Source organism: Pradoshia sp., assembly GCF_051873915.1.
GTDB lineage: Bacteria > Bacillota > Bacilli > Bacillales > Pradoshiaceae > Pradoshia.
Map to the genome: position 1 here is coordinate 52,482 of NZ_JBJEFJ010000156.1, position 25,299 is coordinate 77,780.

Annotated in this window: 24 protein-coding genes and 1 other annotated feature; of the genes, 14 read left to right on the top strand and 10 right to left on the bottom strand. The window is 44.6% G+C overall.

Translation table 11 applies throughout. The features are described from left to right. Position 1: 1 nt before the first annotated feature. The 3 genes from ACI35L_RS13750 (at position 2) to ACI35L_RS13760 (ending at position 2,427) form a co-directional block, all read left to right on the top strand. Positions 2-937, top strand: coding sequence for a bile acid:sodium symporter family protein (locus ACI35L_RS13750; RefSeq protein WP_049672185.1), 936 nt, complete (start codon positions 2-4; stop codon positions 935-937). Continuing rightward, on the top strand, positions 934-1,941 hold the full coding sequence (locus ACI35L_RS13755; RefSeq protein WP_049672186.1) for an SDR family oxidoreductase: 1,008 nt from the start codon (positions 934-936) through the stop codon (positions 1,939-1,941). Before ACI35L_RS13750 ends, ACI35L_RS13755 begins: the two co-directional genes overlap by 4 nt. A gap of 102 nt (positions 1,942-2,043) precedes the next feature. Further along, on the top strand, positions 2,044-2,427 hold the full coding sequence (locus tag ACI35L_RS13760; protein WP_439803124.1) for a VOC family protein: 384 nt from the start codon (positions 2,044-2,046) through the stop codon (positions 2,425-2,427). 230 nt (positions 2,428-2,657) lie between these two features. On the opposite strand, the gene dhaQ is transcribed toward ACI35L_RS13760, so the two are convergent. Both dhaQ and dhaS read right to left on the bottom strand, forming a co-directional pair. Beyond that, the gene (dhaQ, locus tag ACI35L_RS13765; RefSeq protein ID WP_049672188.1) at positions 2,658-3,656 is read right to left on the bottom strand and encodes a DhaKLM operon coactivator DhaQ; all 999 of its coding nucleotides are present in this window, start codon (positions 3,654-3,656) and stop codon (positions 2,658-2,660) included. Next, positions 3,637-4,218, bottom strand: coding sequence for a dihydroxyacetone kinase transcriptional activator DhaS (gene dhaS / locus ACI35L_RS13770; protein WP_049672189.1), 582 nt, complete (start codon positions 4,216-4,218; stop codon positions 3,637-3,639). Before dhaS ends, dhaQ begins: the two co-directional genes overlap by 20 nt. 177 nt (positions 4,219-4,395) lie before the next feature. Between dhaS and dhaK the strand changes: the two genes are divergently transcribed. Then, positions 4,396-6,150, top strand: coding sequence for a dihydroxyacetone kinase subunit DhaK (gene dhaK / locus ACI35L_RS13775; protein WP_082197200.1), 1,755 nt, complete (start codon positions 4,396-4,398; stop codon positions 6,148-6,150). Between the two features lie 34 nt (positions 6,151-6,184). On the opposite strand, the gene ACI35L_RS13780 is transcribed toward dhaK, so the two are convergent. Further along, positions 6,185-6,544 carry a hypothetical protein gene (locus tag ACI35L_RS13780; protein WP_049672190.1) on the bottom strand — a complete coding sequence of 120 codons (360 nt, stop codon included), beginning with the start codon at positions 6,542-6,544 and terminating at the stop codon, positions 6,185-6,187. Between the two features lie 257 nt (positions 6,545-6,801). On the opposite strand from ACI35L_RS13780, the gene ACI35L_RS13785 reads away from it, so the two are divergent. The 8 genes from ACI35L_RS13785 (at position 6,802) to ACI35L_RS13820 (ending at position 14,459) form a co-directional block, all read left to right on the top strand. Next, entirely contained in the window at positions 6,802-7,584 is a 783-nt protein-coding gene (locus ACI35L_RS13785; RefSeq protein ID WP_049672191.1) for an ABC transporter ATP-binding protein, read from the top strand. Between the two features lie 11 nt (positions 7,585-7,595). Next, complete coding sequence (locus ACI35L_RS13790; protein ID WP_049672192.1) at positions 7,596-8,507, top strand: ABC transporter substrate-binding protein; 912 nt, start codon at positions 7,596-7,598, stop codon at positions 8,505-8,507. A gap of 38 nt (positions 8,508-8,545) precedes the next feature. After that, on the top strand, positions 8,546-9,472 hold the full coding sequence (locus tag ACI35L_RS13795; protein ID WP_049672193.1) for an iron-hydroxamate ABC transporter substrate-binding protein: 927 nt from the start codon (positions 8,546-8,548) through the stop codon (positions 9,470-9,472). Positions 9,473-9,480: 8 nt separating this feature from the next. Continuing rightward, entirely contained in the window at positions 9,481-10,482 is a 1,002-nt protein-coding gene (locus ACI35L_RS13800; protein ID WP_049672194.1) for a FecCD family ABC transporter permease, read from the top strand. Between the two features lie 31 nt (positions 10,483-10,513). After that, positions 10,514-11,476: a FecCD family ABC transporter permease gene (locus ACI35L_RS13805; RefSeq protein ID WP_049673054.1), complete on the top strand. Its 963-nt coding sequence runs from the start codon at positions 10,514-10,516 to the stop codon at positions 11,474-11,476. A gap of 88 nt (positions 11,477-11,564) precedes the next feature. Next, positions 11,565-11,809, top strand: a binding site (T-box leader). Positions 11,810-11,895: 86 nt separating this feature from the next. Continuing rightward, a complete protein-coding gene (tyrS, locus tag ACI35L_RS13810) occupies positions 11,896-13,110 on the top strand; it encodes a tyrosine--tRNA ligase (RefSeq protein ID WP_049672195.1) in 1,215 nt (404 codons plus the stop codon). A 410-nt stretch (positions 13,111-13,520) separates the two neighbouring features. Continuing rightward, the gene (locus ACI35L_RS13815; RefSeq protein WP_439803125.1) at positions 13,521-14,012 is read left to right on the top strand and encodes a glutathione peroxidase; all 492 of its coding nucleotides are present in this window, start codon (positions 13,521-13,523) and stop codon (positions 14,010-14,012) included. Between the two features lie 9 nt (positions 14,013-14,021). Continuing rightward, on the top strand, positions 14,022-14,459 hold the full coding sequence (locus ACI35L_RS13820; protein WP_049672197.1) for a MarR family winged helix-turn-helix transcriptional regulator: 438 nt from the start codon (positions 14,022-14,024) through the stop codon (positions 14,457-14,459). Positions 14,460-14,484: 25 nt separating this feature from the next. Here the strand turns inward: ACI35L_RS13820 and ACI35L_RS13825 are convergent, their stop codons facing one another. Both ACI35L_RS13825 and ACI35L_RS13830 read right to left on the bottom strand, forming a co-directional pair. Next, a complete protein-coding gene (locus tag ACI35L_RS13825; RefSeq protein ID WP_049672198.1) occupies positions 14,485-14,817 on the bottom strand; it encodes an HIRAN domain-containing protein in 333 nt (110 codons plus the stop codon). Positions 14,818-14,890: 73 nt separating this feature from the next. Then, positions 14,891-16,081, bottom strand: a complete 1,191-nt coding sequence (locus ACI35L_RS13830; protein WP_049672199.1) for a M20 metallopeptidase family protein — start codon at positions 16,079-16,081, stop codon at positions 14,891-14,893. Between the two features lie 573 nt (positions 16,082-16,654). Between ACI35L_RS13830 and ACI35L_RS13835 the strand changes: the two genes are divergently transcribed. After that, the gene (locus ACI35L_RS13835; RefSeq protein WP_439803126.1) at positions 16,655-21,028 is read left to right on the top strand and encodes a S8 family serine peptidase; all 4,374 of its coding nucleotides are present in this window, start codon (positions 16,655-16,657) and stop codon (positions 21,026-21,028) included. Between the two features lie 91 nt (positions 21,029-21,119). On the opposite strand, the gene ACI35L_RS13840 is transcribed toward ACI35L_RS13835, so the two are convergent. The 5 genes from ACI35L_RS13840 to ACI35L_RS13860 all read right to left on the bottom strand — a co-directional run bounded on the left by ACI35L_RS13840 (position 21,120) and on the right by ACI35L_RS13860 (position 24,090). Next, positions 21,120-21,602: a stage III sporulation protein AH gene (locus tag ACI35L_RS13840; RefSeq protein ID WP_439803127.1), complete on the bottom strand. Its 483-nt coding sequence runs from the start codon at positions 21,600-21,602 to the stop codon at positions 21,120-21,122. A gap of 263 nt (positions 21,603-21,865) precedes the next feature. Beyond that, positions 21,866-22,477: an FMN-binding negative transcriptional regulator gene (locus ACI35L_RS13845; protein WP_439803128.1), complete on the bottom strand. Its 612-nt coding sequence runs from the start codon at positions 22,475-22,477 to the stop codon at positions 21,866-21,868. 23 nt (positions 22,478-22,500) lie between these two features. Next, positions 22,501-23,019 (bottom strand): GNAT family N-acetyltransferase, encoded by a 519-nt coding sequence (locus ACI35L_RS13850; protein WP_049672203.1) that lies wholly within the window; start codon positions 23,017-23,019, stop codon positions 22,501-22,503. Positions 23,020-23,038: 19 nt separating this feature from the next. Then, positions 23,039-23,491, bottom strand: a complete 453-nt coding sequence (locus ACI35L_RS13855) for a MarR family winged helix-turn-helix transcriptional regulator (protein WP_049672204.1) — start codon at positions 23,489-23,491, stop codon at positions 23,039-23,041. 239 nt (positions 23,492-23,730) lie between these two features. Beyond that, positions 23,731-24,090: a winged helix-turn-helix transcriptional regulator gene (locus tag ACI35L_RS13860; protein ID WP_049672205.1), complete on the bottom strand. Its 360-nt coding sequence runs from the start codon at positions 24,088-24,090 to the stop codon at positions 23,731-23,733. 143 nt (positions 24,091-24,233) lie between these two features. Between ACI35L_RS13860 and ACI35L_RS13865 the strand changes: the two genes are divergently transcribed. Continuing rightward, on the top strand, positions 24,234-25,292 hold the full coding sequence (locus ACI35L_RS13865) for an LLM class flavin-dependent oxidoreductase (RefSeq protein ID WP_049672206.1): 1,059 nt from the start codon (positions 24,234-24,236) through the stop codon (positions 25,290-25,292). Positions 25,293-25,299 lie beyond the last annotated feature (7 nt).

Here is a 25,299-nt window from a genome sequence, read left to right on the forward strand (position 1 = left end):
GATGAACATCGATGATATCCAGTTAAACTTTAATGCCGCCTCCTTGACTATCATGAATATCCTAATCGGATTCATCATGTTTGGTGTCGCACTCGATTTACGTTTGTCCGACTTTAAACGCAGTCTGAGCAATCCGAAGCCTGCCCTTATCGGTCTCACCTGTCAATTCATCCTGCTGCCGGCCTTCACCTATTTACTCGTACTCATCATCCAGCCAAGGCCAAGTATTGCACTCGGATTATTCTTGGTTGCGGCATGCCCGGGCGGCAATCTTTCTAACTTCTTGACTTATTTGGCAAGGGGAAACACTCCCTTGTCCATCAGCATGTCCGCCATTTCTACCGTGCTCGCAATCTTTATGACACCGTTTAATACTTTACTCTGGGGATCCTTGTACGGCCCGACAAACAGCCTCCTTCAGTCTTTTACCATAAGTCCCCAAGATATGCTGATTACGATATTCCTCATGCTCGGGCTGCCGCTCGCCGCCGGGATGTATGTCAGACATAAATACCCGGTAAGAGCACAGCAAATCGTCAAATGGGCAAAAAAAGTATCCATTGCCTTTTTCTTGCTTTTTGTCCTTGTTTCGTTAGCCTCTAACTTCACGTACTTCATCGAGTTCATCGGCATGGTAGCCTTCATTGTATTCCTTCATAATCTAATTGCTATCACGATTGGCTACACTACTTCCTCACTCTTACAGCTCCCAGTCGCTGACCGGCGGGCAATCTCCATTGAGGTAGGAATCCAGAACTCCGGACTAGGGCTGATTTTGATTTTCAACTTCTTTAATGGATTAGGGGGCATGGCCATCGTAGCGGCGTGGTGGGCGATCTGGCATATCATTTCCGGCCTGACCATAGCCACTTACTGGTCAAAAAGACCTCCTCTGGCTGATACAAGCCAAGCACCAGTTGGGAGTGTGAAAACATGAATGTACTCATAACAGGCGGGGCGGGCTACTTAGGAAGCCTCCTCGTCCGAAGGCTGTCAGGCGCAGTAAAAAACGACGAAGCCATTCGGATCATCGTCACAGACATTCATGATCAGAGTTTTTTGTATAAAGAGACTCCAATTGATTTTGTTCAATTAGATATTCGCTCCGAGCATGTTCATGAGGTTATGGCCAAATACCAGGTTGATACCGTTGTCCATCTTGCCTCCATTGTCACACCGGGAAAGAAGAGCAATCGCGAGCTCGAGTACTCTGTCGATGTTCTTGGCACGGAGAATATTCTTAAGGCATGCGTCAACACTGGGGTCAAACGCATAATCGTTTCATCAAGCGGAGCTGCTTACGGCTACCATCCTGACAACCCAGAATGGATAACAGAGGATACCGAAATCAGAGGAAACGAGGAATTTGCCTATTCGCATCATAAGAGACTCGTCGAACAGCTATTAGCCGAATATCGGAAGACTCATCCTGAACTCGAGCAAATCATTTTCCGTATTGGCACCATTCTCGGCGAAACCGTTAATAACCAAATCACTGCCCTTTTTGAAAAGAAGGCCTTAATCGGCATCTCCCAATCGGACAGCCCCTTCGTTTTCATTTGGGATGAAGATGTTGCAAGCTGCCTCAAGCAAGCTGTCCTTGGGGACATAACAGGAATCTTTAATGTTGCCGGAGATGGCAAGCTGACCATTGATGAGCTCGCCTATATCCTGCACAAGCCTGTCATCCGGATACCAGCATCCATCGTCAAGGCTGCTCTTTTCATCCTGAAGCGATTGTCCCTGACCCAATATGGCGAGGAACAGGTTAACTTCCTTCGGTACCGCCCTGTTCTTGATAACACGAAGCTGAAATCCACCTTTGGATTCACGCCAACGTACACATCCAAGGAAGTCTTCGAATACTATTTGCTGCACAATGGACGGATGAAGCAGCATCGCGGTCAGTACCGAATTGATGAGGAATCCATTCATTTATAGACTCGATATCTCAGGATGAGGAATCAGGGAATATTTCCGCCTGTGTCGCCATCTCCTCCATGCTACAATGGAGAAGTGGCACACTAATAAGGAGGAACAACAATGAGAATCAATCATGCAGCCGTATTTGTCGAAGATTTAGAACGTGCGAAGGAATTTTACAAAAAATATTTCGGCGCCATAGAAAATGACAAATACCATAACCCTAAAACGGGCTTAGAAACATATTTCTTGTCCTTTGAAGGAGATGTGCGACTTGAAATCATGAAAAGACCAGACATGAAGGAAAACGAAAAACATCTTATCCAGCTTGGGTTTGCCCATTTAGCCTTCAGTGCCGGCAGCAAGGAAAAAGTGGATGAGCTGACAAACCGGTTAAAGGCTGACGGCTATACAGTCCTAAGCGGTCCAAGAACCACAGGAGACGGGTATTACGAAAGCTGTATCCTGGACCCGGAGAATAATCAGATTGAGATTGTGGAATAACCTGTTTTCTATACATACAAAAAGACGAGAATCCTATGTGGCTCTCGTCTTTTTTCCAAGGCACTATATATACAGCATTCTGATCAGAGAAGAGCCGATATGGCGCTGCATATGATTGAACTTTGAAACAGCTAAACATAAATGACAATTCAACCAGGGAGCTTTCACTGCTCTTATTTGTTAATAATCAAATTGCAGGTCCCACCTTATCCACCCATTCACGAAACGGCTCACCTCCAGCTCGCCGTTTCCACTTCTCTTCTCAGCCATTCCTCCCACAAAGGATTTTCTATCTTCAGCAAGCTCAATGAGATTCCCTTCATGTCCAAGGAAGTAAGCTGACTCCCGACCTTCACAAAACGGACGTTCAGCCCCTCTAGCTCGCAAAGTCGGCGAATGTCATTGGCAAAGACGTATTGTTCCATTAGCGGCACAGCTCCTAATCCATTCACGAGGACAGCATAGGAGTCTCCCTTCTGCCAGCGATAAATGCTTTTAAGCTTGTTCATCAGCTCGATAGCCAATTTTTCAGAGGAATGGAAGGGCTCTTTCCGATATCCGCTCTCACCATGGATCCCAATCCCATAGAATACTTCGTTATCCAAAAGTCTAAAAGGTGTCTCCTCACTTGCCGGATTATTGGCTGGTGAAAGGGCTACCCCTAATGTATGAAGCCTGCTGGTCACTTCTTCTCCAAGCTTCTTAAGTTGAGGAAGGGAGCAGCCGTCTGCCGCTGCAGCACCGAGAATCTTATGAACAAGCACGGTACCTGCCACACCTCTTCTTCTTTTCTCATAGGAATTATCATCCTCTACTGATACATCATCACTCACGATGATATGATCAATGTTCCATCCCTCTTCCTTCGACATTGCTTCTGCCCTTAGGAAGCTTTCTAGATCTGCCTCAAAATTCTTGATGATAAGGAGGATTGGCTTATGTTTATCGACCATTCGGATGGCAGCTGCAATTTGCTCAGCTGTTGGCGGGATGAAGATTTGACCGCAAACCGCCATCGAGAGCATTCCTTTCCCTACATAGCCGAAATGAGCAGGCTCATGGCCGCTCCCGCCCCCGCTGATGAGAATGACCTCCTCTAGATCCCAGAGGTCACTCCGGTAAATAATCTCATGCTCAGGATCATAGCTAACCCTTCCCCTCTGTTCAAAATAAAAGCCGTTCAGCATATCATTCACTGCACCTTGTACTTCATTGAGTATCTTTTTCATGGCCTCTCCCTCTCATCGCTGTTTGCAGCATATCATTCATCATATTCTTCATCAGGGCCGACATAACGACCTTGTCTGTCTGGCAATCTTGTTCAATCCAATCTTGAATCATTCCTACAAATCCATGGCTGTAGAAAGAGGCTAACAGCTCTTTCTCAGCAGCAGCAATGGACTGTTTTTCCTTCATCATTTCTTTATCGATAATCTCAAGAGAGAGATTCTTCGTATGTTCAAATAAGTAGCCATTAAAGGAATTCTGCTCCGTCACCGTAAAGGCGTTACGATAGAAGCGCCGGTTTCTGCTGAAGTATGACAGCAGCAGTTCAAGAATATTCTCCCACCTTTCATATCCAATGAAATCGGTTATATTCTCCTGTGTCTCCTCCTTATAAATCCAGCCGAGCAATTCATATTTATCTTGAAAATGATAATAAAAGGTCTGTCTTCGCATTTGGCAGTTTCCCATAATATCACTGACCGAAATCTTGTGGAAGGATTCTGTTTCCATCAGGTCTTTCAACGATTTCGCGATGATTTTCTTTGTAATGATCGATGAAGTCATAGATTACCATCCCTATCAAATAGTCCTTTTATTATACAAAAATATGATAGAAGCAACCAATTTTGACAAATCGAGGTTTTTGTCCGTTTACGATAAAACGCTTTCAATCTATGATAGGGATTATACGGAAATCTAGTTAATCTATGGTTCTAGATGAATACCAGGAGGCGGTAAGATATGAAAAAGATCATCAATAAACCAGAGGACCTCGTCATTGAAATGGGTTATGGACTCGCTTTGGCCCATCCAGAGCTGGAATTCCTCAAAAAAGATAAGATCATTAAGAAGAAACAAATCAATGAAAGCAAAGTAAGCCTTATTAGCGGCGGCGGCAGCGGACATGAACCTGCACATGCCGGCTTTGTCGGAAAAGGCATGCTCGATGCAGCCATCTGCGGAGATGTCTTCGCATCCCCTTCTCAAATCCAAGTATATCAAGGGATCAAAGCAGCAGCTGGCCAAAAGGGCGTCCTCATGATTATCAAGAATTACAGTGGGGATATGATGAACTTTAAGAATGGCGCTGCCTTGGCAGAAGAAGATGGTATCCAGGTTGAATATGTGAAGGTTGCGGATGATATGGCGGTAGAGGACAGCCTCTATTCTGTCGGCCGCCGCGGCGTTGCGGGTACTGTGCTCGTTCATAAGATTGCAGGCGCTGCAGCAGAGGAAGGAAGAGACTTACAGAGCGTGAAAGAAGCTGCTGAGAAGGCTGCCGCGAATGTACGCAGCATCGGCTTTGCCCTAACCTCCTGTACGGTTCCGGCAAAAGGAACACCTACCTTTACACTTGGTGAGGATGAGATGGAATATGGTGTCGGCATCCACGGTGAGCCAGGTATTAGGCGCGAAAAGATGATTTCTGCAGATGAATTGGCAGAAAGAATGACAAGTGACCTACTACGAGACCTTGGCATTGATGAAAATACGAAGGAGCTGGCTATTCTCGTCAACGGATTTGGCGCGACTCCTCTCCAGGAGCTATACTTGCTCAATCATTCTGTCATTCGTGAGCTTCATCAACGGGGCATAAAGGTCTACCGTACATTTGTAGGCAATTATATGACAAGCATTGATATGGCAGGAGCCTCCCTGACATTCATGAAGCTGGATGATGAGCTGAAGCAATTATTATCAAGCCCATGTTCAGCCCCTGCCTTCAGGGTGGATGGTCCAGTTGAACTGGTTGATTACATTTTAAACAGTGATTTCTCCGAGGAAAAGGCCGTCTCTTTTGAAGTGGAGACAAGCGAGGAAAAGGCCGTAATCAATGATGAGGCATTAAGCCTTGATAATATCATCTATCTCGTGGATAAAATGAGTGAGGTAATTATCAAAAATGAAATTCCATTCTGCGAGCTCGACTCCCATGCCGGTGACGGAGACTTTGGGATGAGTGTAGCCAAAGGCTTCAAGCAGCTTAAACGCGAATGGAATACGATCCTCGAACAAGAGACGTTATCAATCGAATCCTTCTTGGATTCCTCCTCCATGGTCATCATGGAATATTGCGGCGGCGCATCTGGTCCAATCTGGGGTTCTGCCTTCCGCGCTGCCGGGAAAGCAGCAGCTGGCAAGAAGCAGCTAACTGTCGAGGAATTTGCTGAAATGCTGCAGGCTGCCCTAAAAGGCATTCAGGCAACTGGTGAGCGCTCCTTCGGCAGAGGCGCCGTTGTTGGCGATAAAACCCTTGTGGATGCATTCGCCCCTTGTGTAGACTCCTGGATGATGAGTGCCAAAGCAAACGAAGACTTTAAAACCGCCTTCGAAAAAGGAGCCGCAGCTGCTGTGGCAGGAGCTGAATATACGAAGGAAATCGTTGCCCGCATGGGACGCGCTGGAACAGTCGGAGACCGCAGTCTCGGCCATCCAGATGCAGGTGCACATGCTCTCGGAATCATTTTCACAGAGCTTGCCCAAAGCCTGCGCTAAAGGAAAAGACCGCTGAAATCAGCGGTCTTTTTGGCTATTTTCTAATAGTCACCTGCTCAAGCAGCCCCTTCAAGGTAGAGAGCCGCATTCCATACAGTTCTTTGATTGCAAGCCCTAATGACAGCCACAGCGTCGTTCCCTCAGAATTTCTTTCCATCGGTCCTACCGTAGATTCAAAAGTGCCGAATAATTCAGCTGTTTCCAAAAAACGATGCTGATAATTGTATTTCTGCATAGCTAATAGCAGATGGACTGTATCACGAAATTGAGGCTCCTGTAATAATTGCTTCGTCATCTCTCCGGTATCTCCAATTCCGTACACACAATCAAAAATAGCGTTTATCTTATCTTTATCCAAGTAAGGCAACTCTTTATCATTCAATTGGACGGGCATCTCTTCTCTCTCCTTCCCAGGGTGCAGTCTTTGTATCTATTATTTTTATATAATATTAACTATTTTCATATGAGTTAAACAACGATTCGTTCCCTTCTGTCTCTTTCCTATACGCCCTGTATCCCCACATTCAATCTAGCCTCGGGCACCCATCATTAACCAATAATTACCTTGACAATCTTTAACAAATATTTGATAATCAAAGCACAAGATTCGGTTGATAATGATTATCATTTTCACCACAAGGAGAGAGCACTATGAGAATAGAAGTGAACGATGTCGTCGTCGGCTATGACAGCACAGTCATTGTTGATGGCTTGACTATTCGGATTCCGGATGGTCAGATTACCACAATCATCGGCTCTAATGGCTGTGGTAAATCAACTCTATTAAAAGCAATTACACGTATTATTCCTTACCAAAAAGGACAAGTTCTCCTTGACGGGACAGACATTCATCAAAAGTCAACAAAAGCCTTGGCCCGCGAGCTTGCCATCCTTCCCCAGACACAAGATAGTGCCGTTGGATTATTGGTTGAGGAATTGGTCTCCTATGGCCGTTTCCCCCATCAGTCCGGTCTCAGCACCTTAAAGAAAGAAGATAAAAGGGTAATTGAATGGGCGATGGAAGCGACAAACACATTGGTTTTTCGCCATCATTCAGTTGATGAATTATCCGGCGGACAAAAGCAGCGGGTTTGGATTGCGATGGCACTCGCTCAAAACACGGATATCATCTTCCTCGATGAGCCAACCACCTATCTTGATATGGCCCATCAATTAGAGGTGCTCGAGCTATTGGAAAAGCTGAACGAGGAAGAAAATAGAACCATCGTGATGGTGCTTCATGATCTTAATCATGCAGCCAGGTTCTCTCATTATATGATTGCCCTTGAAAAAGGCTTAATTGTCAAAGCCGGTACTCCGGATGAGGTGATGACGCCTGATGTGCTGAAAAAGGTCTTCCAGATTGATGCAGTCATTGATAAGGACCCACGCTTTCATAAGCCTATTTGCACTACATACAATCTAATCAAATAGAGGAGAATACCATGAAAAAATGGATGTTATTGATATGCACCGCACTAATCCTTGTACTGGCTGCCTGCGGCAAAACTGATTCTGCTACGGATGAAAAGGCAAGTTCAAAAGACACTTCTGATACGATTATCTATCAATCTTCTAAAGGCGATATCGAGGTTCCATCTAAGCCGGAGCGCGTAGTTGTGCTCTCCTCCTACGCTGGGGATTTAATCAAGCTGGGGGTCAATATTGTCGGGGTTGATTCCTGGTCCATGGATAATCCGAACTTCAAGGAAGGGTTGGCTCATGCAGAGATTGTTACGAATGAGGATTTAGAGAAAATTCTCGAGCTTGAACCAGATCTTATCATTGGACTCGACAATGTTAATAATGCGGATAAACTGAAGGAAATCGCACCAACTGTCCTATTTACATACGGCGAATACGATTATCTGCAGCAGCATATTGAAGTTGGTAAGGTTGTGAATCAAGAAGAGAAAGCCGCAGCATGGGCAGAAGACTTCAAAAAACGAACCCAAGAAATTGGAAAAGACATCAAATCCAAAATCGGTGAAGATACGACGATAACTGTGGCTGAGAATTATGAAAAACAAATGTATGTGTTCGGGGATGCATGGGGACGCGGCACAGAAATCCTTTATCAGGGGATGGGTTTAAAAATGCCTCAATCCGTTATTGATCAAGCCTTAAAACCTGGTTATGCCGCCATTTCACAGGAAGTGCTGGATGACTATGTCGGCGATTACCTCCTGCTTAATCTTTGGCAGGATACCTCCTTCACTGATTCAGAATGGTACAACAATATCGAGGCTGTCAAAAGAGGCCAGGTATTATTGACTGATGGGCCTGCCTTCTACTTCAATGATGCCTTATCCCTTGAATATCAACTAGCTTCAATTGAAAAGTTCTTCTTGAAATAATGGAGTATACGAAATATTAAGTATGGGAGATTAGTAACATGAAAAAACGGCTTATTTTTTTACTAACAGCAATGATGATGTTTCTCGCAGCGTGCGGGAACGAGGAAGCTTCCTCAGGAGATGAATCAAAGGAGAAGGATACCACCACTGAAACAATTACCTATGAGTCTGAAAGCGGTCCGGTTGAAGTACCGGCTGATCCAAAACGGGTTGTTGTTCTTTCCCTTTATGTAGGAGACCTGCTCGAAATGGGGGTCAATGTAGTCGGCATGGATTCCTGGTCCTATGATAACCCCGAATTCGCAAAAGCTTATCCAGACGCAGAAATCGTCGAAAGCACAGATTACGAAAAAATCATTGAGCTTGAGCCAGATTTGATCATTGGCTCCAACAATGTTGAAGATGCCAAAAAGCTTGAAGAAATCGCGCCAACCGTCTTATTTACATATGGGAAGCTTGATTACTTGGATACCCGCATGGAGATTGGAAAAGTCCTGAATAAAGAAAAAGAAATGCAGGCTTGGATGGATGAGTTCAAAGAGCGTTCTGCTTCTTTAGGAAAAGAAATCAAAGCAAAAATTGGCGAAGATGCAACGGTTACAGTCGCTGGCTATGCTGATAAACAAATCTTCTTATTTGGAGATAGCTGGGGCCGCGGAACGGAAATTTTGTACAAGGAAATGGGCTTAAAAATGCCTGAGGCTGTTGCCGATGTGGCACTTGAACCGGGTTATTTCGGAATCTCTGAAGAAGTACTGGGAGATTATGTGGGTGAGTACCTTGTCTTAAATGTAGCTGAAACAGAGAAGGATACCTCCTTCCTTGAATCAAACGCCTATAAGAATATTTCTGCTGTCAAGAATGGGAATGTCTTTTATGCAAACGGTGCATCCTTCTATTTTGCTGATGCTTATTCATTGAATTATCAATTGGATTTCTTTGAAAAGCATTTCTTAGGAAAGTAAGGAAGTAAATGCTTATGAAGACATCCTATCTCACTATTAGTAAATGGCTGCTTGCTGTTCTCCTCCTATTCGGGGTGACTTTCCTGGCATTAAGTCTTGGGGCTGCGAGGACCACCCTGCTCGATATATATGAAGCAATCACAGGGAGAAGCGGTGGAGCTTATTATGATATTTTGAGAGATATCCGCTTTCCGCGTGTCATTGCGGCTTTCTTTGTCGGCGCTGCGTTAGCCGTTGCAGGGGCCATCATGCAAGGCATGACTCGAAATCCGCTTGCTGACCCCGGTCTTTTAGGGCTGACAGCCGGAGCCAATCTAGCCCTTGCGATCACCATGGCCTTTCTTCCCGCCCTGACGTTCCTCATGCTCATGTTCAGTTCCTTTATTGGTGCCGCAGCCGGAATGCTTCTTGTATTTGGAATAGGAATGACTTCGAAAAACGGCCTCTCTCCGCTGAAACTTGTTTTAGCCGGCGCAGCCGTTTCTCTCTTCTTACAGGCCATTTCTAGCAGCGTCGGTATCTTATTTAATGTTTCGAAGGATTTAAGCATGTGGACAGCCGGCGGATTGGTCAGTACGACATGGGATTCACTCATCATCGTCCCGTTCATTGTTCTTGGACTAGGTGGGGCTGTCTTTTACAGCAGACAGCTGACCATTCTTAGCCTGAACGAGGAGCTGGCCAAAAGTTTGGGACAGAAGACAACCTTCATAAAGATCATCCTAATGGTCATTGTTGTCATATTGGCAGGAACCGCCGTTGCCCTGATTGGCAATCTATCCTTTGTCGGACTGTTTATTCCGCATATTGTGCGAAGAATCGTCGGAGCAGATTACCGAGCCATTATCCCGATGTCGATTCTTGCTGGCGGTACCTTCATGATTTTGACAGACTTTGTAAGTCGAATGATCTTCGCACCGTTAGAGATTCCTGTGGTCGCGTTGGTGGCTGTGATTGGACTCCCATTCTTCCTATTCTTAGTCAAGAAAGGGGGACGAACATTTGCGTAAACAAAATCACGTCCGCCTCATATATGGAGTTATGCTAATCTTGCTGCTTCTGAGCATTCTCGCCGGCATCAGCCTCGGCCCATCTGCTGTTGGACTCAGTCAAATCATTCCAACTCTGATAGGGGAAGGTTCCTTTAAGGAGGAGTTCATTCTCCTCTCAGTCCGGATGCCGCGTGTGTTTATTCTGGCCTTGGCTGGTATGGCCTTAGCGCTTTCCGGCGCGATTCTGCAAAGCCTGACTAAAAATGATTTGGCTGACCCCGGCATTATTGGTATCAATGCTGGTGCCGGCATGGCTATCACCATCTTTTATTTATTCGTTGACGCAAATCTTGACTACTATACGTATCAATTGCCGGCTGTCGGTTTTGCCGGCGCAATTATAACGGCCGTCTTGATTTATGGTATGACTGTAGAAAAACAGAAAGGCATCCAGCCCGTCAAGCTGGTCCTGATGGGAGTCGGCTTCGCCTCAGCCCTTTCTGGCTTGATGGTCATTCTTATCTCTGGAGCCAGACAGGAAGATGTTCAATTCATCTCGAGATGGCTGGCGGGCAGTATATGGGGGGCAGATTGGCCATTTATTCTTGCACTCCTGCCCTGGCTGACAATCTCTGTGCCAATTTTATTGTTCAAACAGCGCGCCATGAACCTGCTCGCCTTGAATGAAACGGTCGCTAAGGGGGTTGGTGTCCATGTCAATCGTGATCGCGTCATCCTTTTGATTGTGGCAGTAGCCTTGGCAGCATCCTCCGTATCGGTGGTTGGGAATATCAGCTTTATCGGCCTGATTGCTCCACATATCGCCAAACGGTTGGTCGGAGCAAGGCATCAAAGCTTCTTATTCCTGTCACCTTTGATTGGTGCAGCTATCTTAATTACCGCTGATACCATCGGCCGCATTATTTACAGTGAACAAACCATACCAGCGGGAATTATCGTATCCATCATTGGCGCGCCCTATTTCTTATATCTTTTGAAAAAAACGTCCTGAGTGGATTGACAAATAACCTCCTCTGCTGTTTAATTATGGTTAATATCTGCATAACGAAGATTTGTTTCTGACATTTCGGAGTATAAGAGGAAAAGCGTTGAAGAGAACGAGTAGCTCTAATGGAACTTACAGAAAGCAGCCGGCAGCTGAGAGGCGCAAAGGAAAGTTAGAGTGAATACATCTCGGAGCTGCGTACCGAACTCACAGTAGGCTACGCCGGGGAAAGCATCCGTCATCATGGCAAAGGTATCGCTCAAAAGCCGTACCTAGTGAGAAGAGTTGTGTGAGCAGCTCTTGAATAAAGGTGGTAACGCGTTTAAATACGCCCTTTAGGCATATAGCCTAAAGGGCGTTTTTTGTTTTTTACTCTTATAGAGCTTGCTATATTAATTCTTTTAATATTACAAGGAGATGTTCGTATGTTTTTAAAACCTGAAAAACAATTGGAAATCATTCAAAAAGGCGCAGACACCATCGTTGACAGAGAGGAATTACACGTAAAGCTTGAACGATCATATAAGGAAAATCAGCCCCTGATAATCAAGCTCGGTCTTGACCCATCTGCTCCGGACATTCACCTTGGACACGCGGTTGTCCTTCGCAAGATTAAGCAAATGCAGGATCTAGGCCACCATGCCGTCATCCTGATTGGTGATTTCACCGGCCGCATCGGCGACCCGACTGGCAAAGCAAAGGGCCGTGTTGCGCTCAGTGATGAAGTTGTAAAGGAAAATGCAAAAACATATTGCGAGCAAATATTCAAAGTGCTTGATCAGGAGAAAACAACTGTCCGCTTTAATAGTGAATGGCTGTCGAAATTGACCTTTGAAGATGTCATTAAATTAGCGGCCACCACATCGGTTGCTCGTATTTTGGAAAGAGATGATTTCCAAAAACGCTACCAAAACCAGATACCAATCGGCATCCATGAATTTTTCTACCCGCTCATGCAAGCATACGATTCCGTGGAATTAAAGGCAGATATTGAACTCGGCGGTACAGATCAAACCTTCAATATCCTCATGGGGCGTACGCTGCAAAAACATTTCGGCCTGGAGAAACAAATCGCCATCTTCATGCCGCTTCTTGAAGGATTGGACGGCAAAGAAAAGATGAGCAAAAGCTTAGGCAACTACATTGGTGTGAACGAAGCTCCTGAAGTGATGTTCAAGAAGGTAATGGAAATCCCTGATGAACTGATTATCAAATACTTCGAATTAGCGACAGATGAACATCCACAACAAATAGCAGCTATCAAAGCTCGCTTAGAAAACGGGGAAAATCCGCGAGACATCAAAATTGAGCTCGCTCAGATTATCACCGCCCTGTACCACGGTGAGAAGACAATGAAGGAGGCAAGACAGTACTTCGAGACGGTCTTCCGCAAAAGAGAGCTGCCCAATGACATTCCGACCATCCAATTGGAGGACGCTCAAGAAACCATCACAGATGTTATCCCGAATCTCATCGAGCATGGACTTGTCACTAGCAAAAGCGAGTTCCTCCGCTTAGTGAAGCAAAACGGCGTCTCCCTCAATGGGGAAAAGCTGACATCTGAAACATTGAATCAGACCATTGCCAGCGAGGATGTCATTCAGATTGGGAAGAAACGATTCGTGAAAGTCATTAAATAATCGATTACAGGCAGAGAAGCTCTGCCTGTTTTTTTGATAAATAGCTCTAGATGGTCATAAGGAAGGACATTTATCAAAAAAATCCGGAATTATTTATGATAAATGAGCCTAAGCTGATGATTTTGACTACAGGAGCTTGGTTAGCATTAAATTCATCGTGAAATCTTTGTCATTTCTTGTTTTATGGGCGAAATGATAAGGCTTAAGAGCGAAAGATTTGACTTTAAGGGCGAATTCACCAGCCTATGGGCAGACTACAAGCCGTATGAGCGAAATTCGTTTCACTACGCCGCAACTAACAAACTAACCAACTATTAACCCTTTCATCACAAATCGTAACCTTTGGCAAAAACGACCATTTTCTGTATAATTAAATCGTACACGATATAATGATATGGAGGAGGATTTGCATGAAAACAGTCTATGATTTCCAAGTGAAGAAAACAGACGGATCAATGCAGCCGCTGGATATGTATGAAGGAAAGCCGCTTTTAATCGTGAATACGGCCAGCAAATGCGGCTTGGCCCCCCAATTTAAAGGCTTACAGGAGCTGCACGAGAAATTTCAAGAAGACGGCTTCCAGGTCCTTGGGTTTCCATGCGATCAATTTAACAATCAAGAATATGACGATATTGAAGAGACGACACAATTTTGTCAGATGAATTATGGGGTAAGCTTTCCGATGTTCGCGAAAGTCAAGGTCAATGGGAATGAGGCTGATCCTCTGTTTCAATATCTGACCCAGCAGCAAAAGGGTTTGCTCGGTAAGCAGATTAAATGGAATTTCACCAAATTTCTCGTTAATGAAAAGGGTGAGGTCATTGAGCGTTATGCTCCCACAACTGAACCCCAAAAGATTGAAGAAGATATCCGAAGTGTCATCGAGAATGCAAGTCGTTAGGTGAATGATATGGAAGAGTTTTTTACACTGAGAAAGCAATTATGCTTCTCCCTCTATGAAGTCTCAGGCGAATTTACGCGATTGTATACAAATGCCTTAAAGAAATTTGGTTTAACCTATCCCCAATACTTAGTATTGCTGAGCTTATGGGAAAAAGACCATGTGACCATGAAGGAATTAGGCGAGCACGTCAATCTTGGGACAGGTACATTAACCCCGATGATTTCCCGTATGGAAGCAAACGGATGGCTGAAGAAGGAACGCTCAAGGCTTGATGAACGCAAAGTGTTTATCTCCCTTGAGCAAAAAGCATGGGACCAAAAGCCGCTTATCACTTCAAGAATTGAAGTTGTGTTTGGGAATTGTGAGATTGATTTTGCTGAATATGAAGGTCTTATGCAGCAACTGGCACAGCTTAAGAACAAACTGACTAAGCAAACCTCTTGATTGAAAAAGGAGTCTGATGGCATTTTCAGACTCCTTTACTTTCCTCTTCTGTTATTACTTTTTCCTCCGGGAGCACCTTAGCAATAACGGTGTCTTTCACAATAAACGCCACTTCTCCTGCGCATACCTCATCAAACGAGTCATAAATCCGTCCGGCACTTTGCGTTCCTTTGGCAACCGTTTGATAATTATTGGCGACATATCCGACCTTGCCGATTGTCTGAAGCTCCGCTTGAATCGCTTCATCATCCTGCTTATTATCATGGTCTTTTCGCAGAATGACCTTCTGTCCCACCTTAAAAATCTCCGGGCCAAAGTAATGGCTGACCCCTACAATCGAAATATATTTCTCTGCCATCACAATTCTCCCCCACCGTATATTTTTGTTACTTTCTCCTCTATTTATATACGTTTCTCCCTTGGAAAATGTTTCATGAGGGTTTATTCGATTTGAGCCACATCGTCGCTGCATTGGCATGCATGGCTGCACCTATCGGTAAGATATCCTCGTTGAACTCAACCTGAGGATGATGCATCGGAAACCCATAGTGAGGATTTTCTTCTTTCGACCCAGCTCCTAGCAGGAAATAGACACTCGGCACCTTATACCCGTACGAAGCAAAATCTTCAGAGCCCATTCCTCCGCCTTCAAAGGAAATGACAGCTTGATCTCCAACAATATCCTTTACATAAGTGGACAATTGGTCGGCGAGCGCATCATCATTCTTCAAAGGAGGAACAGATGCCACGACCTCAAAGTTTGCTTCTCCTCTAAACAGCTTCGCTGTAGAGGTGACAATTTCTTCTAGTCTTTTTTGAATAAAATCGCCTATGTCTACATCCAAATAACGGATGGTCCCTTCTAATACCGCTTGGTCAGGGATAACATTATGCGTATTCCCTGCCTGGAACTTTCCGACTGTGATAACCGCAGATTGGATAGCAGACACTTCTCTAGCAATGATTTCTTGCATGGAGAGATAAATATGCGAGGCGATATTAATCGGATCAACACCTGTTTCCGGCATCGCCCCATGGCATCCGACCCCTTTGACCGTAATACGGAAGATTGTGCAGCCGGCAATGCTTGTTCCATGTCCATACAGGACCGTATTTGTCGGTGTGCCTGAATGAACATGCAGGGCCATGGCCGCATCCACCTTAGGGTTTTCCAAAACACCTGCCTGAATCATCCGTTTTGCTCCCTTGAAGCCTTCCTCGTTCGGCTGAAAGATAAGCTTAACCGTTCCTTCAAGCTCATTTTCATGCTCTTTTAATAGCTTAGCCGCTCCTAATAGCATAGTCGTATGAACATCATGTCCGCATGCATGCATCTTTCCATTCGTCGCTTTAAAGGAATAATCAGTCTCCTCCGTAATCGGGAGTGCATCCATATCCGCCCTCAGCATGAATGTTTTTCCCCCGTCCTTTTTACCGGCCAAGGCAACAATTCCGCTGTCACAAATCTCCTCAGGATCGTATCCGAATTCCCGTAAACGCTCCATCACGTATGCGGTTGTTTGCGGAAGATGGTCCCCCACTTCAGGGTTTTGGTGGATATGCCGCCTATAGTTGATTAATTCATCTTTCATGGCTTGTGCTTTTGCTAAATAGTCGTTCATTTAGACCCTCCTGTACTTTTTATTTTCTAATAATAATTTACACTGGGCATCTCTCATTTATCCACATATTTAGGCAAATTTTGTCGTATCCCTTTCTTGGTTAGGGATTGATTATCTGTTACGAACGAGCTGATCCATTCACATAACTGGGCCTATCTGCCTCTCCTATTCATCTATTCCCCCCAGTTTTTGCTTGCTTCCTAATTCGTTAGCTGTCATCCTATGTTCTCTATTTCGCACATATCAATCCTTTTACTTCCATCTCACATGCCGGAATACTCATTTTACTCCTTCTCCCTGTTTTTACATTATATGGTATATGACCTTCTTCCGCTTTTTAGCCTGACACTCATAGACTTTGTACTGATTTCGACAACCCCATATACATGCGGCTTTCCTCCAAAGGATTCATTTTAACGAACAACTCTTTATTATGATAAAAACAGACAACCTTCGACCCAATCATTAAGGTAAAGTTGATATAACAACCACGAGCGCAAACAAGCATTCTTATGAATAGGAGGTGATGAATGTTATTAAGAACGTTCGACAATAAAAGTAGGAGGGGAAATAATGAGCAGAAAAAGAAAAAAGGTACAAGGCATTCTTCTATCTTCACTTCTCATCCCAGCACTGATCTTCACATCAGGGGCACAAACCGCATCTTATGCTTCAACCACAAAATCAGTCAATACATCGGCTAGTTCGACAATTGCCGAAAAGAGTAAGACAAAAATCTCCAAGAAGCTTTCCACCCAGTTTGAAAAAGAGGATAAAGTTTCTTTTATCATCAAATTCAAGGAGCAGGTCGATACTGCTAAAGTAGCGAAAGAAGCGACTGCAGCTGCCAAGAAACAAAAGCTGTCATCTTCTAAGGCATCATTGGCCAAGCGCTCAAGCATAGTCACAAACCTCCGTGCCACCGCCCAAGAAACTCAAATGAATGTCAATAAATTCTTAGAGGAACAGGTGAAGGCAGGCGAAGCGAAGGATCTTCAATCGTTCTATATCGTGAATGCGATAGCTGTCACGGCTTCAGAATCGGTCATGAAGAAAATTGCGGCTTATCCAGAGGTAGACAAAATCCTCCCAAATGAAACAAGACAGCTGATACAGCCAGTAGCCAAAGCCGAGACAAAAGCAAAAACAACTGAAAATAAGAAAGTTACAACGAAGGAATCAGCTAAGGAAACAAAAGCTGAAACATCTTCCGTTGAGTGGAATATCGCTCAAATCAGCGCGCCTGCCGTATGGGAAATGGGCATTGATGGTGCCGGAACGGTTGTTGCCAGCATTGATACTGGCGTTCAATGGGATCATCCATCCCTGAAGACAAAATATCGTGGATACGACCCAGCGAATCCGAACCAGCCTTCCCATGAATATAACTGGTATGACGCAACTTCAGCTAACCGCAATGCCCCTTATGATGATCTAGATCATGGCACTCACACAATTGGAACGATGGTCGGTTCCGAGCCAAATGGCACGAACCAAATCGGTGTAGCCCCGGGCGCTAAGTTCATTGCCGTTAAAGCCTTCACAGCAAACGGAGGTACAGATTCTGACTTGATAGAAGCCGGAGAATGGGTATTGGCACCGAAAGATGCCGCCGGTAATCCCCATCCTGAAATGGCACCTGACGTAGTCACCAACTCCTGGGGCGGCGGTGCCGGCCTTGATGAATGGTTCCGTCCAATGGTCCAGGCTTGGAAAAGTGCAGATATCTTCCCAGAGTTCTCCGCCGGGAACACAACTTTAACTAACCCGGGCGGCCCAGGATCTGTTGCCAATCCAGCTAACTATCCGGAATCTTACGCTACTGGTGCGACTGATATCAATAATGCGTTAGCGAGCTTCTCATTAAGAGGACCATCCCCTTATGGTGAGCTTAAGCCGGATATCTCTGCACCTGGTGTCAATATCCGCTCATCTGTTCCAGGAGGCGCCTATGAAGGCGGATGGAACGGAACATCCATGGCAGGACCGCATATTTCTGGGGTCGTTGCCTTATTGAAGCAGGCAAATGCCAGCTTAACTGTTGATGAGCTTGAGGAAATCTTATCTACAACAGCTACTCCGCTTACTGACAGTACCTATCCTGTATCTCCTAACAATGGCTATGGGGCTGGACTCGTCAATGCTTTTGATGCAGTTTCCTCCGTTGTCAGCGGCCTTGGCAAAATTAAAGGAACTGTAACAAAGGAAGGGGATGACACACAAGCCCCAGCTATTGAAACAGAGCCTGTTACAAGCTCTTACAAAGGAATGGACCTGACTCTTAAAGCGACAGCAACGGATAATATCTCTGTTACAAACGTAACACTGAAATACAAGAAGGCAGATGGAAGCTGGGCTGAAGTGAGCGCCGAACGCGTGAGCGGCGATTACCAATCCGGCGAATACGAAGCAACGATTCCTGGAAGTGAATTGACTGGTGAATCAACACAGTATCAATTCATTGCCAATGACTTTGGCGGAAACACGAAAGAAACCGGCACATACACAGTAGAGCTTCTAAACGGCATAACTGTCGGCTACGAAACAGATTTTGAACAAAACCCGACAGGATGGAGATCCTACGGCACGAATAACTCATGGGAATGGGGAGCTCCAACCTCAGGACCAGGCGCAGCTGCCTCCGGTGAAAAGGTTTATGCGACCAACCTTGCTGGAAACTATGCAAACAGCGCGAATATGAGCTTGCAAATGCCCCCAATCGACCTTCCAGAGGGCAATAGCTTCCTTCAATTTAAGCATTGGTACAATCTAGAGAGAAACTATGATTTCGGTCATGTTTTCCTTTCAACAGATGGCTCAACTTGGACACAGGTTGCTCGCTATAATGATCTATCCAACGCATGGGTGGACGGGGAAGTAGACTTGAGCGAATATGCCGGACAGCGTGTCTATATTGCCTTTAACGTGACAACAGATGGATCTGTTCAGCGCGCAGGCTGGTATTTAGATGATGTTAAACTCTCTGCTACACCAATCGCACCGGCGAAGAAAGCAAATCTTGGTATCACAAAAACAACAGAAGACACCACAAAAGCAACAGCTAAGACAAAAGTTGATCCGAACAAAATCACTCCAGTAAAAGCAAAAGATAGCAAAAAAGACAGTGACCCTGATAAAGAAACACCTTTACCATTGCTTCTTCCATTACAAGCAAAGGTGAATGTGCTTGAAACAGGCCGCTCTGTATACACCAACCCTCAAGATGGCTCCTATGAACTAACTCATGCAACTGGGGAATATACGGTACGGGCTGAGGCATACGGTTATCAATCACAGTCACGAACAGTCAATGTAGAGGATGAAGGCACAGCTACGGCGAACTTCACCCTGCAAGAAACACCGAAAGGTACTGTCAGCGGCGTCGTCACAAACCGCAGCACAGGCGAACCGGTTGAAGGTGCGACCATCTACTTAGTCGAGGATGCAGCAGTTACTCCTGTTATGACTAATGAGGACGGGGAATACACACTTACAGCTTATGAAGGCACGTACACATTGAAAATCACTGCCCCTTCTTACTATAGTGCAGAAACAACCGTAACAATTGAAGAAGGCGAACCAGCAACCGCGAACTTCGATCTTCGACCATTCATTGGATATGCCGGCGAAATCGGCTATGATGATGGAACAGCCGAAAACGCAAGAGCCTTCTATGATGCCGGAAACGGCTGGGCTGTGAAGATGTCCTTGAAAGAAGGAGAAAAACAAGCCTTAGTCACAGGTGCCCTTCTCCGTTTCTGGGATACTTCTTGGCCAAATCCTGGCGGTACAGCATTTGACGTATCTGTCTATGATGCAAGCGGTGCAGATGGTGCCCCTGGCCAAAAACTCGGTGGTCCTTTCAGTCACACAGCGCTTCGTGACGGTACTTGGACACATGTCGACCTTGCCGAGCATGGCATTATGGTTGAAGGCGACTTCTACATCGTGTACACACAAACATTACCAAATCCAAACGCACCTGGACTTGGCACAGATGAAAACGGACCAAAAGCAGGTCGAAGCTGGCAATATGTGAGTGGCTCCTGGTCCAAAACTCCTGAGGCAGAAGGAAACTATATGATTCGCGCAACAGTTAATTATGAGCTGGAGGTGCCGGTCATCACTTCTCCTGCTGATGGTTCTTACACAAATAAGAATAAAGTAAGCGTTGAAGGCACTTCCTCACCTGATACAGCAATTGAGCTGTACAAAAACGGTGAAAAGGCTGTCGAAACGGAAACAAATGGCGAGGGAGTCTTTAAAGCAGAAGTCGAGCTTGATAACGGCGCAAATGAACTGACTGCCAAAGCAAAAACAGATGTCGGTTCAACCGATGCTTCAGAGCCGGTTACCATCATCCTCGACCAAGCTAAGCCTGAGCTTGCGATCACATCTCCTGCAGACGGCACCAAATATAATAAAGAAACCGTCACTGTGACAGGTACGGTCGCTGACGAGAACCTAGATTGGGTGAAGGTCAACGGTCAAACAGCTACAGTGAAGGATGGAAAATTCAGCAAGCGTATCCTTCTCGATGAGGGAAGCAACCAAATCACGGTTCAGGCAAAAGACAAAGCTGGAAACAGCATCAAGAAAACAGTCACTCTTGATGTGAAATACACAGCTCCAGTCTTTGAAAATCTGAAGCCTGATGCGGATAGAGAGCTTGAAAGCGGAGATTCCATTAAAGTGGAATTTGATAGTGAAGAAGGACTTGACGCAACCTTCTCTATCCTTCTTCCACTTACGAACCTTAAGCAATCTGCCAATGCCATCGAACTGCCAATGCGTGAAACATCACCTGGCCATTATGTCGGCTACTACACAGCCACGAAGAACGTAAAAGCCAACGGTGCAGCAGTTCAAGTAACGGCAACAGATGATTATGGCAATAAGTCCGTTGAACGAGCAGAAGGTCTGCTTTACATCAACGCAGCAAAATAAGCTAGTAAAGAGGAGCGGGCATGTCATGCCCGCTCCTTTATCTGTTACTTCCAATTCATTTATAGAAAAAATTCAAATCACCAATCACTTGTTAGTCTTCTACTTTCTCAAGTTTAAGCCCTGTTATAGTCATAAGTTTTTCAACTAACCATTTACTGCTGCGCGTATTTTCTGGACTAATTACACACCATCCTTCATGGGAGGATGTCGTAAGCCATGCCTTTCCTTCTTTAAGGAAGGCTAAGTCTTCTGGCAAATCAGGCTGAATCCAGCCATATAACGAGTCAGACAAGGACTCCATCACTTCTCTTGCTTCATCAGTTATGCGGTATTCATAGACAAAAGCATCCGAACGAAGCAAGATGGTACTCGCCCATTCGGATGCCTCTTTCCTTTCAATCAAGGAGGGCTCAAGCATACTCAAGATAGGCTCATAAGACTTCATCGCTCTCTTCACATTCGACATTATATCTTTCCTCAATACCAGCTGAAACCGATCAGAAACCTTGAATGCCAGGTCAATCAATTGCCGATAGACATCTTCTTTTGGTTCCTCTATTATTCTGTAGTACATGAATGCTCCCACGTCCTAACTAAAAACGAACTTATATGCTGCGATTCCAAAATACACTATCAATCCAATAACCACTGAAGTCGCACTAATTACGATGAACCCATAGAAAAATCCATGGACAGCAGCCGCGATATCCAGGAACATATTTTTTATGCCATCTAGTAACCTCAAATTCTCCCAACCTTTTTCTTTAAATTATAGCACAGAAAACAACCATATATTGGAATAAAAAAAGAGCTGCACAGGTCAGCTCTTGATTCTGTCTAGTCGATTATTCTCTTTTCCATCTCTTGGGCGATTTCCGCTGATTTCGGATTGCCTTCTTGACGGAGCCGCTCCATAATAGTCCGATAATCTCTTTCCTTTCGGTTTTGGCTTAATTTATAGGCTGCTTGAATGTCGCTGATCTTAATCTGGAAGCCAACCGTTCCCTTTAGCTCCTTTTCGAGAAGTTCCGGGGAGAGCATCTCCCACAATACAGGATTCTCCCGGTTTCCCTCGTACTTTTTAAGCATACGGCTGAGTTCTTCGATCAATTCTTCCCTCTCGAGTATTACGGCCTGCCCATACACATGCACGGCTTGATAATTCCATGTCGGCACTTCCTCATGCTCATACCAAGAAGAAGATATGTATGCATCCGGTCCTTGAAAAATAGCAAGAACCTCACCATCAAAGGTTTTCCACTGACGGTTACCGTACGCAAGATGCCCGGTAAGATAATAATCCTCACCCTGCTTCTTCAATTCCATTGGCAAATGAGTAGCAATCGGTTTTCCCTTTTCCATCGTGACAAGTGTCGCAAAGGAATTTGCTTCGATAAAGGCATAAATGTCCTCTTGATTTGTAACTTTAAACATTTTCGGTACATACATCCTAATTCACCACCTACGTCAATTTAAAGAAGCTCTTTCACCATAATGTAATCTATCTGTTCTTCATCTCCCATGAAAAAGGAATGAGCTCCCGCTTGGATAAATCCCATTTTCGTATAGAAGGCAAGGGCGTGATGATTCTTCTCCCATACTCCGAGCCAGATGCTTTTCTTCCCATGGGTAATAGCCATGTCGTGTGCCAGATTCAGCAAGTACTTGCCGAGACCCTGCTTCTTATAATCTCGCTTAATATAAATCCGTTCAATTTCAAATGCTTCTTCACCCATCTCCTCTGTTTGGGCATCATTCATATTGACCTTCAAGTAACCAGCAAGCTCCCCGTGAATATAGATGAAGAAGAAATGGGAGGATGGATGGGACAATTCCTTCTCCAATTTCTCTAATGTAAAGGCCCTCTCCAAATAGGCCTTCATATTCTCCGCTGAATTCTGCTCCTTAAAGGTTTCATTGAATGTGTCATAGCTGATGACTTGAAGGTCATCCAGGTCGTCGAGTGTACACTTTTTGATCGTAATCATCATACAGTATGGCTGCTCCTCCTTAGTAATCTCGCTTATTACCCTTCTTCACATATTCCCAGTCCACTTCGACATTCTTCCTGACTCTTTGCAACAGGTCATGGATGGTCTCCATCTCCTCTTCCGTAAATCCTGCAAGCGCCACGCGGTTGGAATAGTCATTCTCCCGTTTAATAAATGGATAGACCTTATTCCCCTTCTCTGTCGGATAAAGCTTTTTGATCTTCTTATTGAGAGAATCATCTCTCTTCTCGATGAAACCATTCATCTCAAGCTTCTTAATCGCCCGGGCTGCCGTCGTCCGGTCCACCTTGATCATCTCAGCCAGCTTTTCCTGAATGATTCCTGGATTCTCACAGATGCGGACGACATACAAATACTGTCCCTTCGTTAAATCAAATTCCTTGAATTCAATATTGCTAATGGAATCCAAGGCCCTTGCAATCATACCAATCTCACGTAGAATTTCTTTCATTATAAGCTCCTTCTTTTTATTGCAAACGCAACAATAATTCACTATCGTTAACTTACCGCAATTTTATTGTATTTGCAATAAAAAATAAAGAAAATCAATGTTAGACATGTCCCCTCTAGATATAGCGGCACTAGCCCTCACCCATCTAGCAGGACAATTTTACTGAAAGGACAAGCATAAAAAAGGCATCAACCCCTCTTGGATTCACGCCTTTTCTCTTATCTATTATCTTTTCGATTTCAGGAAGAAACTGATGTGTTTTTTTGCTGTGCTCTTTGCTGCTTATGAAGCGTATGCTTCATTCCCCATTCATGCATGTCCGCTAATATTGGTTCAAGTGTTTTCCCATATTCAGTGATAGAATATTCTACCTTCGGCGGAACCTGCGGATAAACAACACGTTTAATGATATCTTCATCCTCCAATTCGCGGAGTTGCTTTGTGAGCATTTTTTGAGTAATACCCGGGAGATTCCGCTGCAATTCACTAAATCGTTGGGTACCCTCTTTCATTAAGTTCAATAGAATGATTGGCTTCCATTTCCCGACAAGAATTCCAAGCGCATCTTCGACCTTGCATAACTTAGGTTCAATCTCCATGAAGACTGTCCTCTCCTTTAGTATCATTTTTGATAGTATACCACTTCAAAGTGCGTACTTCCATTATTCTCCTATACCCTTCATACTGAAGATACAAAAGAGATATATTGAAATCAGAAAATCTAAGAGAAGGTGAGATTTAAATGAAACAATACAGAATAGATCCGTCTAAAGGATTAGAATTTGGCATTTATACATTGGGCGATCATCTTCCCAACCCGCTAACAGGCGAAAGGATTTCTGCACAAGAACGTGTACAAGAAATCATTGAATATGCCAAACTGGCCGATGAAGCAGGAATAGATTTCTTCAGTGTTGGAGAAAGCCACCAGGAATATTTTGCAACGCAGGCTCATTCGGTTGTTCTCGGCGCCATTGCTCAAGCGACAAAAAATATTAAAATCGCCAGTTCCTCAACAATCATCAGTACCTCTGACCCTGTACGCGTGTATGAGGATTTCGCAACCATTGATTTAATATCCAACGGGCGGGCAGAAATTGTTGCCGGTCGCGCCTCTAGGGTAGGTTTATTCGATTTGTTGGGTTATGATATCCGGCATTATGAGGAATTATTTGAGGAGAAATTCGAGCTTCTTCTTCAAATCAATAAGGAAGAAGTGCTCAATTGGAGTGGAAACTACCGTGCGCCCTTAAAGAATGCACAAATTCTCCCGCGGCCAAAGGAAGGAAAAATACCGATTTGGCGTGCTGTTGGCGGTACACCGGCGAGTGCCATCAAGGCTGGCTATGCGGGTGTGCCTATGTTCATGGCTCATTTAGGGGGACCCGCTTCTATATTTAAGAATACCATTGATGCCTATCGTGAGGCAGCAAGAAGCAATGGATTCAATCCAGCCGAACTGCCGGTAGCGACTGCTGGTTTCTTTTATGCATCAGAATCATCACAGCAAGCCTTAAGAGAATTATATCCACATATTAACGAAGGAATGAAGAAAACAAATGGCAGAGGGTTTGCGAAGCAGCTATTTGCTCAAGGAATTGACCCGCACAATATCATGAATATTGGCAGCCCCGAAGAAATCATTGAGAAAATTCTCTATCAGCATGAAATGTTTGGACATCAACGCTATATTGCCCAAATTGACTTTGGGGGAATGCCGTTCGATCAAATCAAAAAAAATATTGACTTGATTGGCTCTAAAATCTTGCCAGCCATCCGGAAATACACAGCCCAGAAATAAGGAGGAA

Excerpts from the sequence above, each read along its gene's own strand:
- ACI35L_RS13790 (WP_049672192.1), top strand. The coding sequence starts at position 7,596 with ATGAAAAAATGGATGTTATTGATATGCACCGCACTAATCCTTGTACTG.
- ACI35L_RS13855 (WP_049672204.1), bottom strand. The coding sequence starts at position 23,491 with ATGAAAGAAATTCTACGTGAGATTGGTATGATTGCAAGGGCCTTGGAT.
- tyrS (WP_049672195.1), top strand. The coding sequence starts at position 11,896 with ATGTTTTTAAAACCTGAAAAACAATTGGAAATCATTCAAAAAGGCGCA.
- dhaK (WP_082197200.1), top strand. The coding sequence starts at position 4,396 with ATGAAAAAGATCATCAATAAACCAGAGGACCTCGTCATTGAAATGGGT.
- ACI35L_RS13800 (WP_049672194.1), top strand. The coding sequence starts at position 9,481 with ATGCTTATGAAGACATCCTATCTCACTATTAGTAAATGGCTGCTTGCT.
- ACI35L_RS13755 (WP_049672186.1), top strand. The coding sequence starts at position 934 with ATGAATGTACTCATAACAGGCGGGGCGGGCTACTTAGGAAGCCTCCTC.
- ACI35L_RS13835 (WP_439803126.1), top strand. The coding sequence starts at position 16,655 with ATGAGCAGAAAAAGAAAAAAGGTACAAGGCATTCTTCTATCTTCACTT.
- ACI35L_RS13750 (WP_049672185.1), top strand. The coding sequence starts at position 2 with ATGAACATCGATGATATCCAGTTAAACTTTAATGCCGCCTCCTTGACT.
- ACI35L_RS13830 (WP_049672199.1), bottom strand. The coding sequence starts at position 16,081 with ATGAACGACTATTTAGCAAAAGCACAAGCCATGAAAGATGAATTAATC.
- ACI35L_RS13795 (WP_049672193.1), top strand. The coding sequence starts at position 8,546 with ATGAAAAAACGGCTTATTTTTTTACTAACAGCAATGATGATGTTTCTC.
- dhaQ (WP_049672188.1), bottom strand. The coding sequence starts at position 3,656 with ATGAAAAAGATACTCAATGAAGTACAAGGTGCAGTGAATGATATGCTG.
- ACI35L_RS13865 (WP_049672206.1), top strand. The coding sequence starts at position 24,234 with ATGAAACAATACAGAATAGATCCGTCTAAAGGATTAGAATTTGGCATT.
- ACI35L_RS13780 (WP_049672190.1), bottom strand. The coding sequence starts at position 6,544 with ATGCCCGTCCAATTGAATGATAAAGAGTTGCCTTACTTGGATAAAGAT.
- ACI35L_RS13850 (WP_049672203.1), bottom strand. The coding sequence starts at position 23,019 with ATGATGATTACGATCAAAAAGTGTACACTCGACGACCTGGATGACCTT.
- ACI35L_RS13860 (WP_049672205.1), bottom strand. The coding sequence starts at position 24,090 with ATGGAGATTGAACCTAAGTTATGCAAGGTCGAAGATGCGCTTGGAATT.
- ACI35L_RS13845 (WP_439803128.1), bottom strand. The coding sequence starts at position 22,477 with ATGTATGTACCGAAAATGTTTAAAGTTACAAATCAAGAGGACATTTAT.
- ACI35L_RS13760 (WP_439803124.1), top strand. The coding sequence starts at position 2,044 with ATGAGAATCAATCATGCAGCCGTATTTGTCGAAGATTTAGAACGTGCG.
- ACI35L_RS13815 (WP_439803125.1), top strand. The coding sequence starts at position 13,521 with ATGAAAACAGTCTATGATTTCCAAGTGAAGAAAACAGACGGATCAATG.
- ACI35L_RS13785 (WP_049672191.1), top strand. The coding sequence starts at position 6,802 with ATGAGAATAGAAGTGAACGATGTCGTCGTCGGCTATGACAGCACAGTC.
- ACI35L_RS13840 (WP_439803127.1), bottom strand. The coding sequence starts at position 21,602 with ATGTACTACAGAATAATAGAGGAACCAAAAGAAGATGTCTATCGGCAA.
- dhaS (WP_049672189.1), bottom strand. The coding sequence starts at position 4,218 with ATGACTTCATCGATCATTACAAAGAAAATCATCGCGAAATCGTTGAAA.
- ACI35L_RS13820 (WP_049672197.1), top strand. The coding sequence starts at position 14,022 with ATGGAAGAGTTTTTTACACTGAGAAAGCAATTATGCTTCTCCCTCTAT.
- ACI35L_RS13805 (WP_049673054.1), top strand. The coding sequence starts at position 10,514 with ATGCTAATCTTGCTGCTTCTGAGCATTCTCGCCGGCATCAGCCTCGGC.
- ACI35L_RS13825 (WP_049672198.1), bottom strand. The coding sequence starts at position 14,817 with ATGGCAGAGAAATATATTTCGATTGTAGGGGTCAGCCATTACTTTGGC.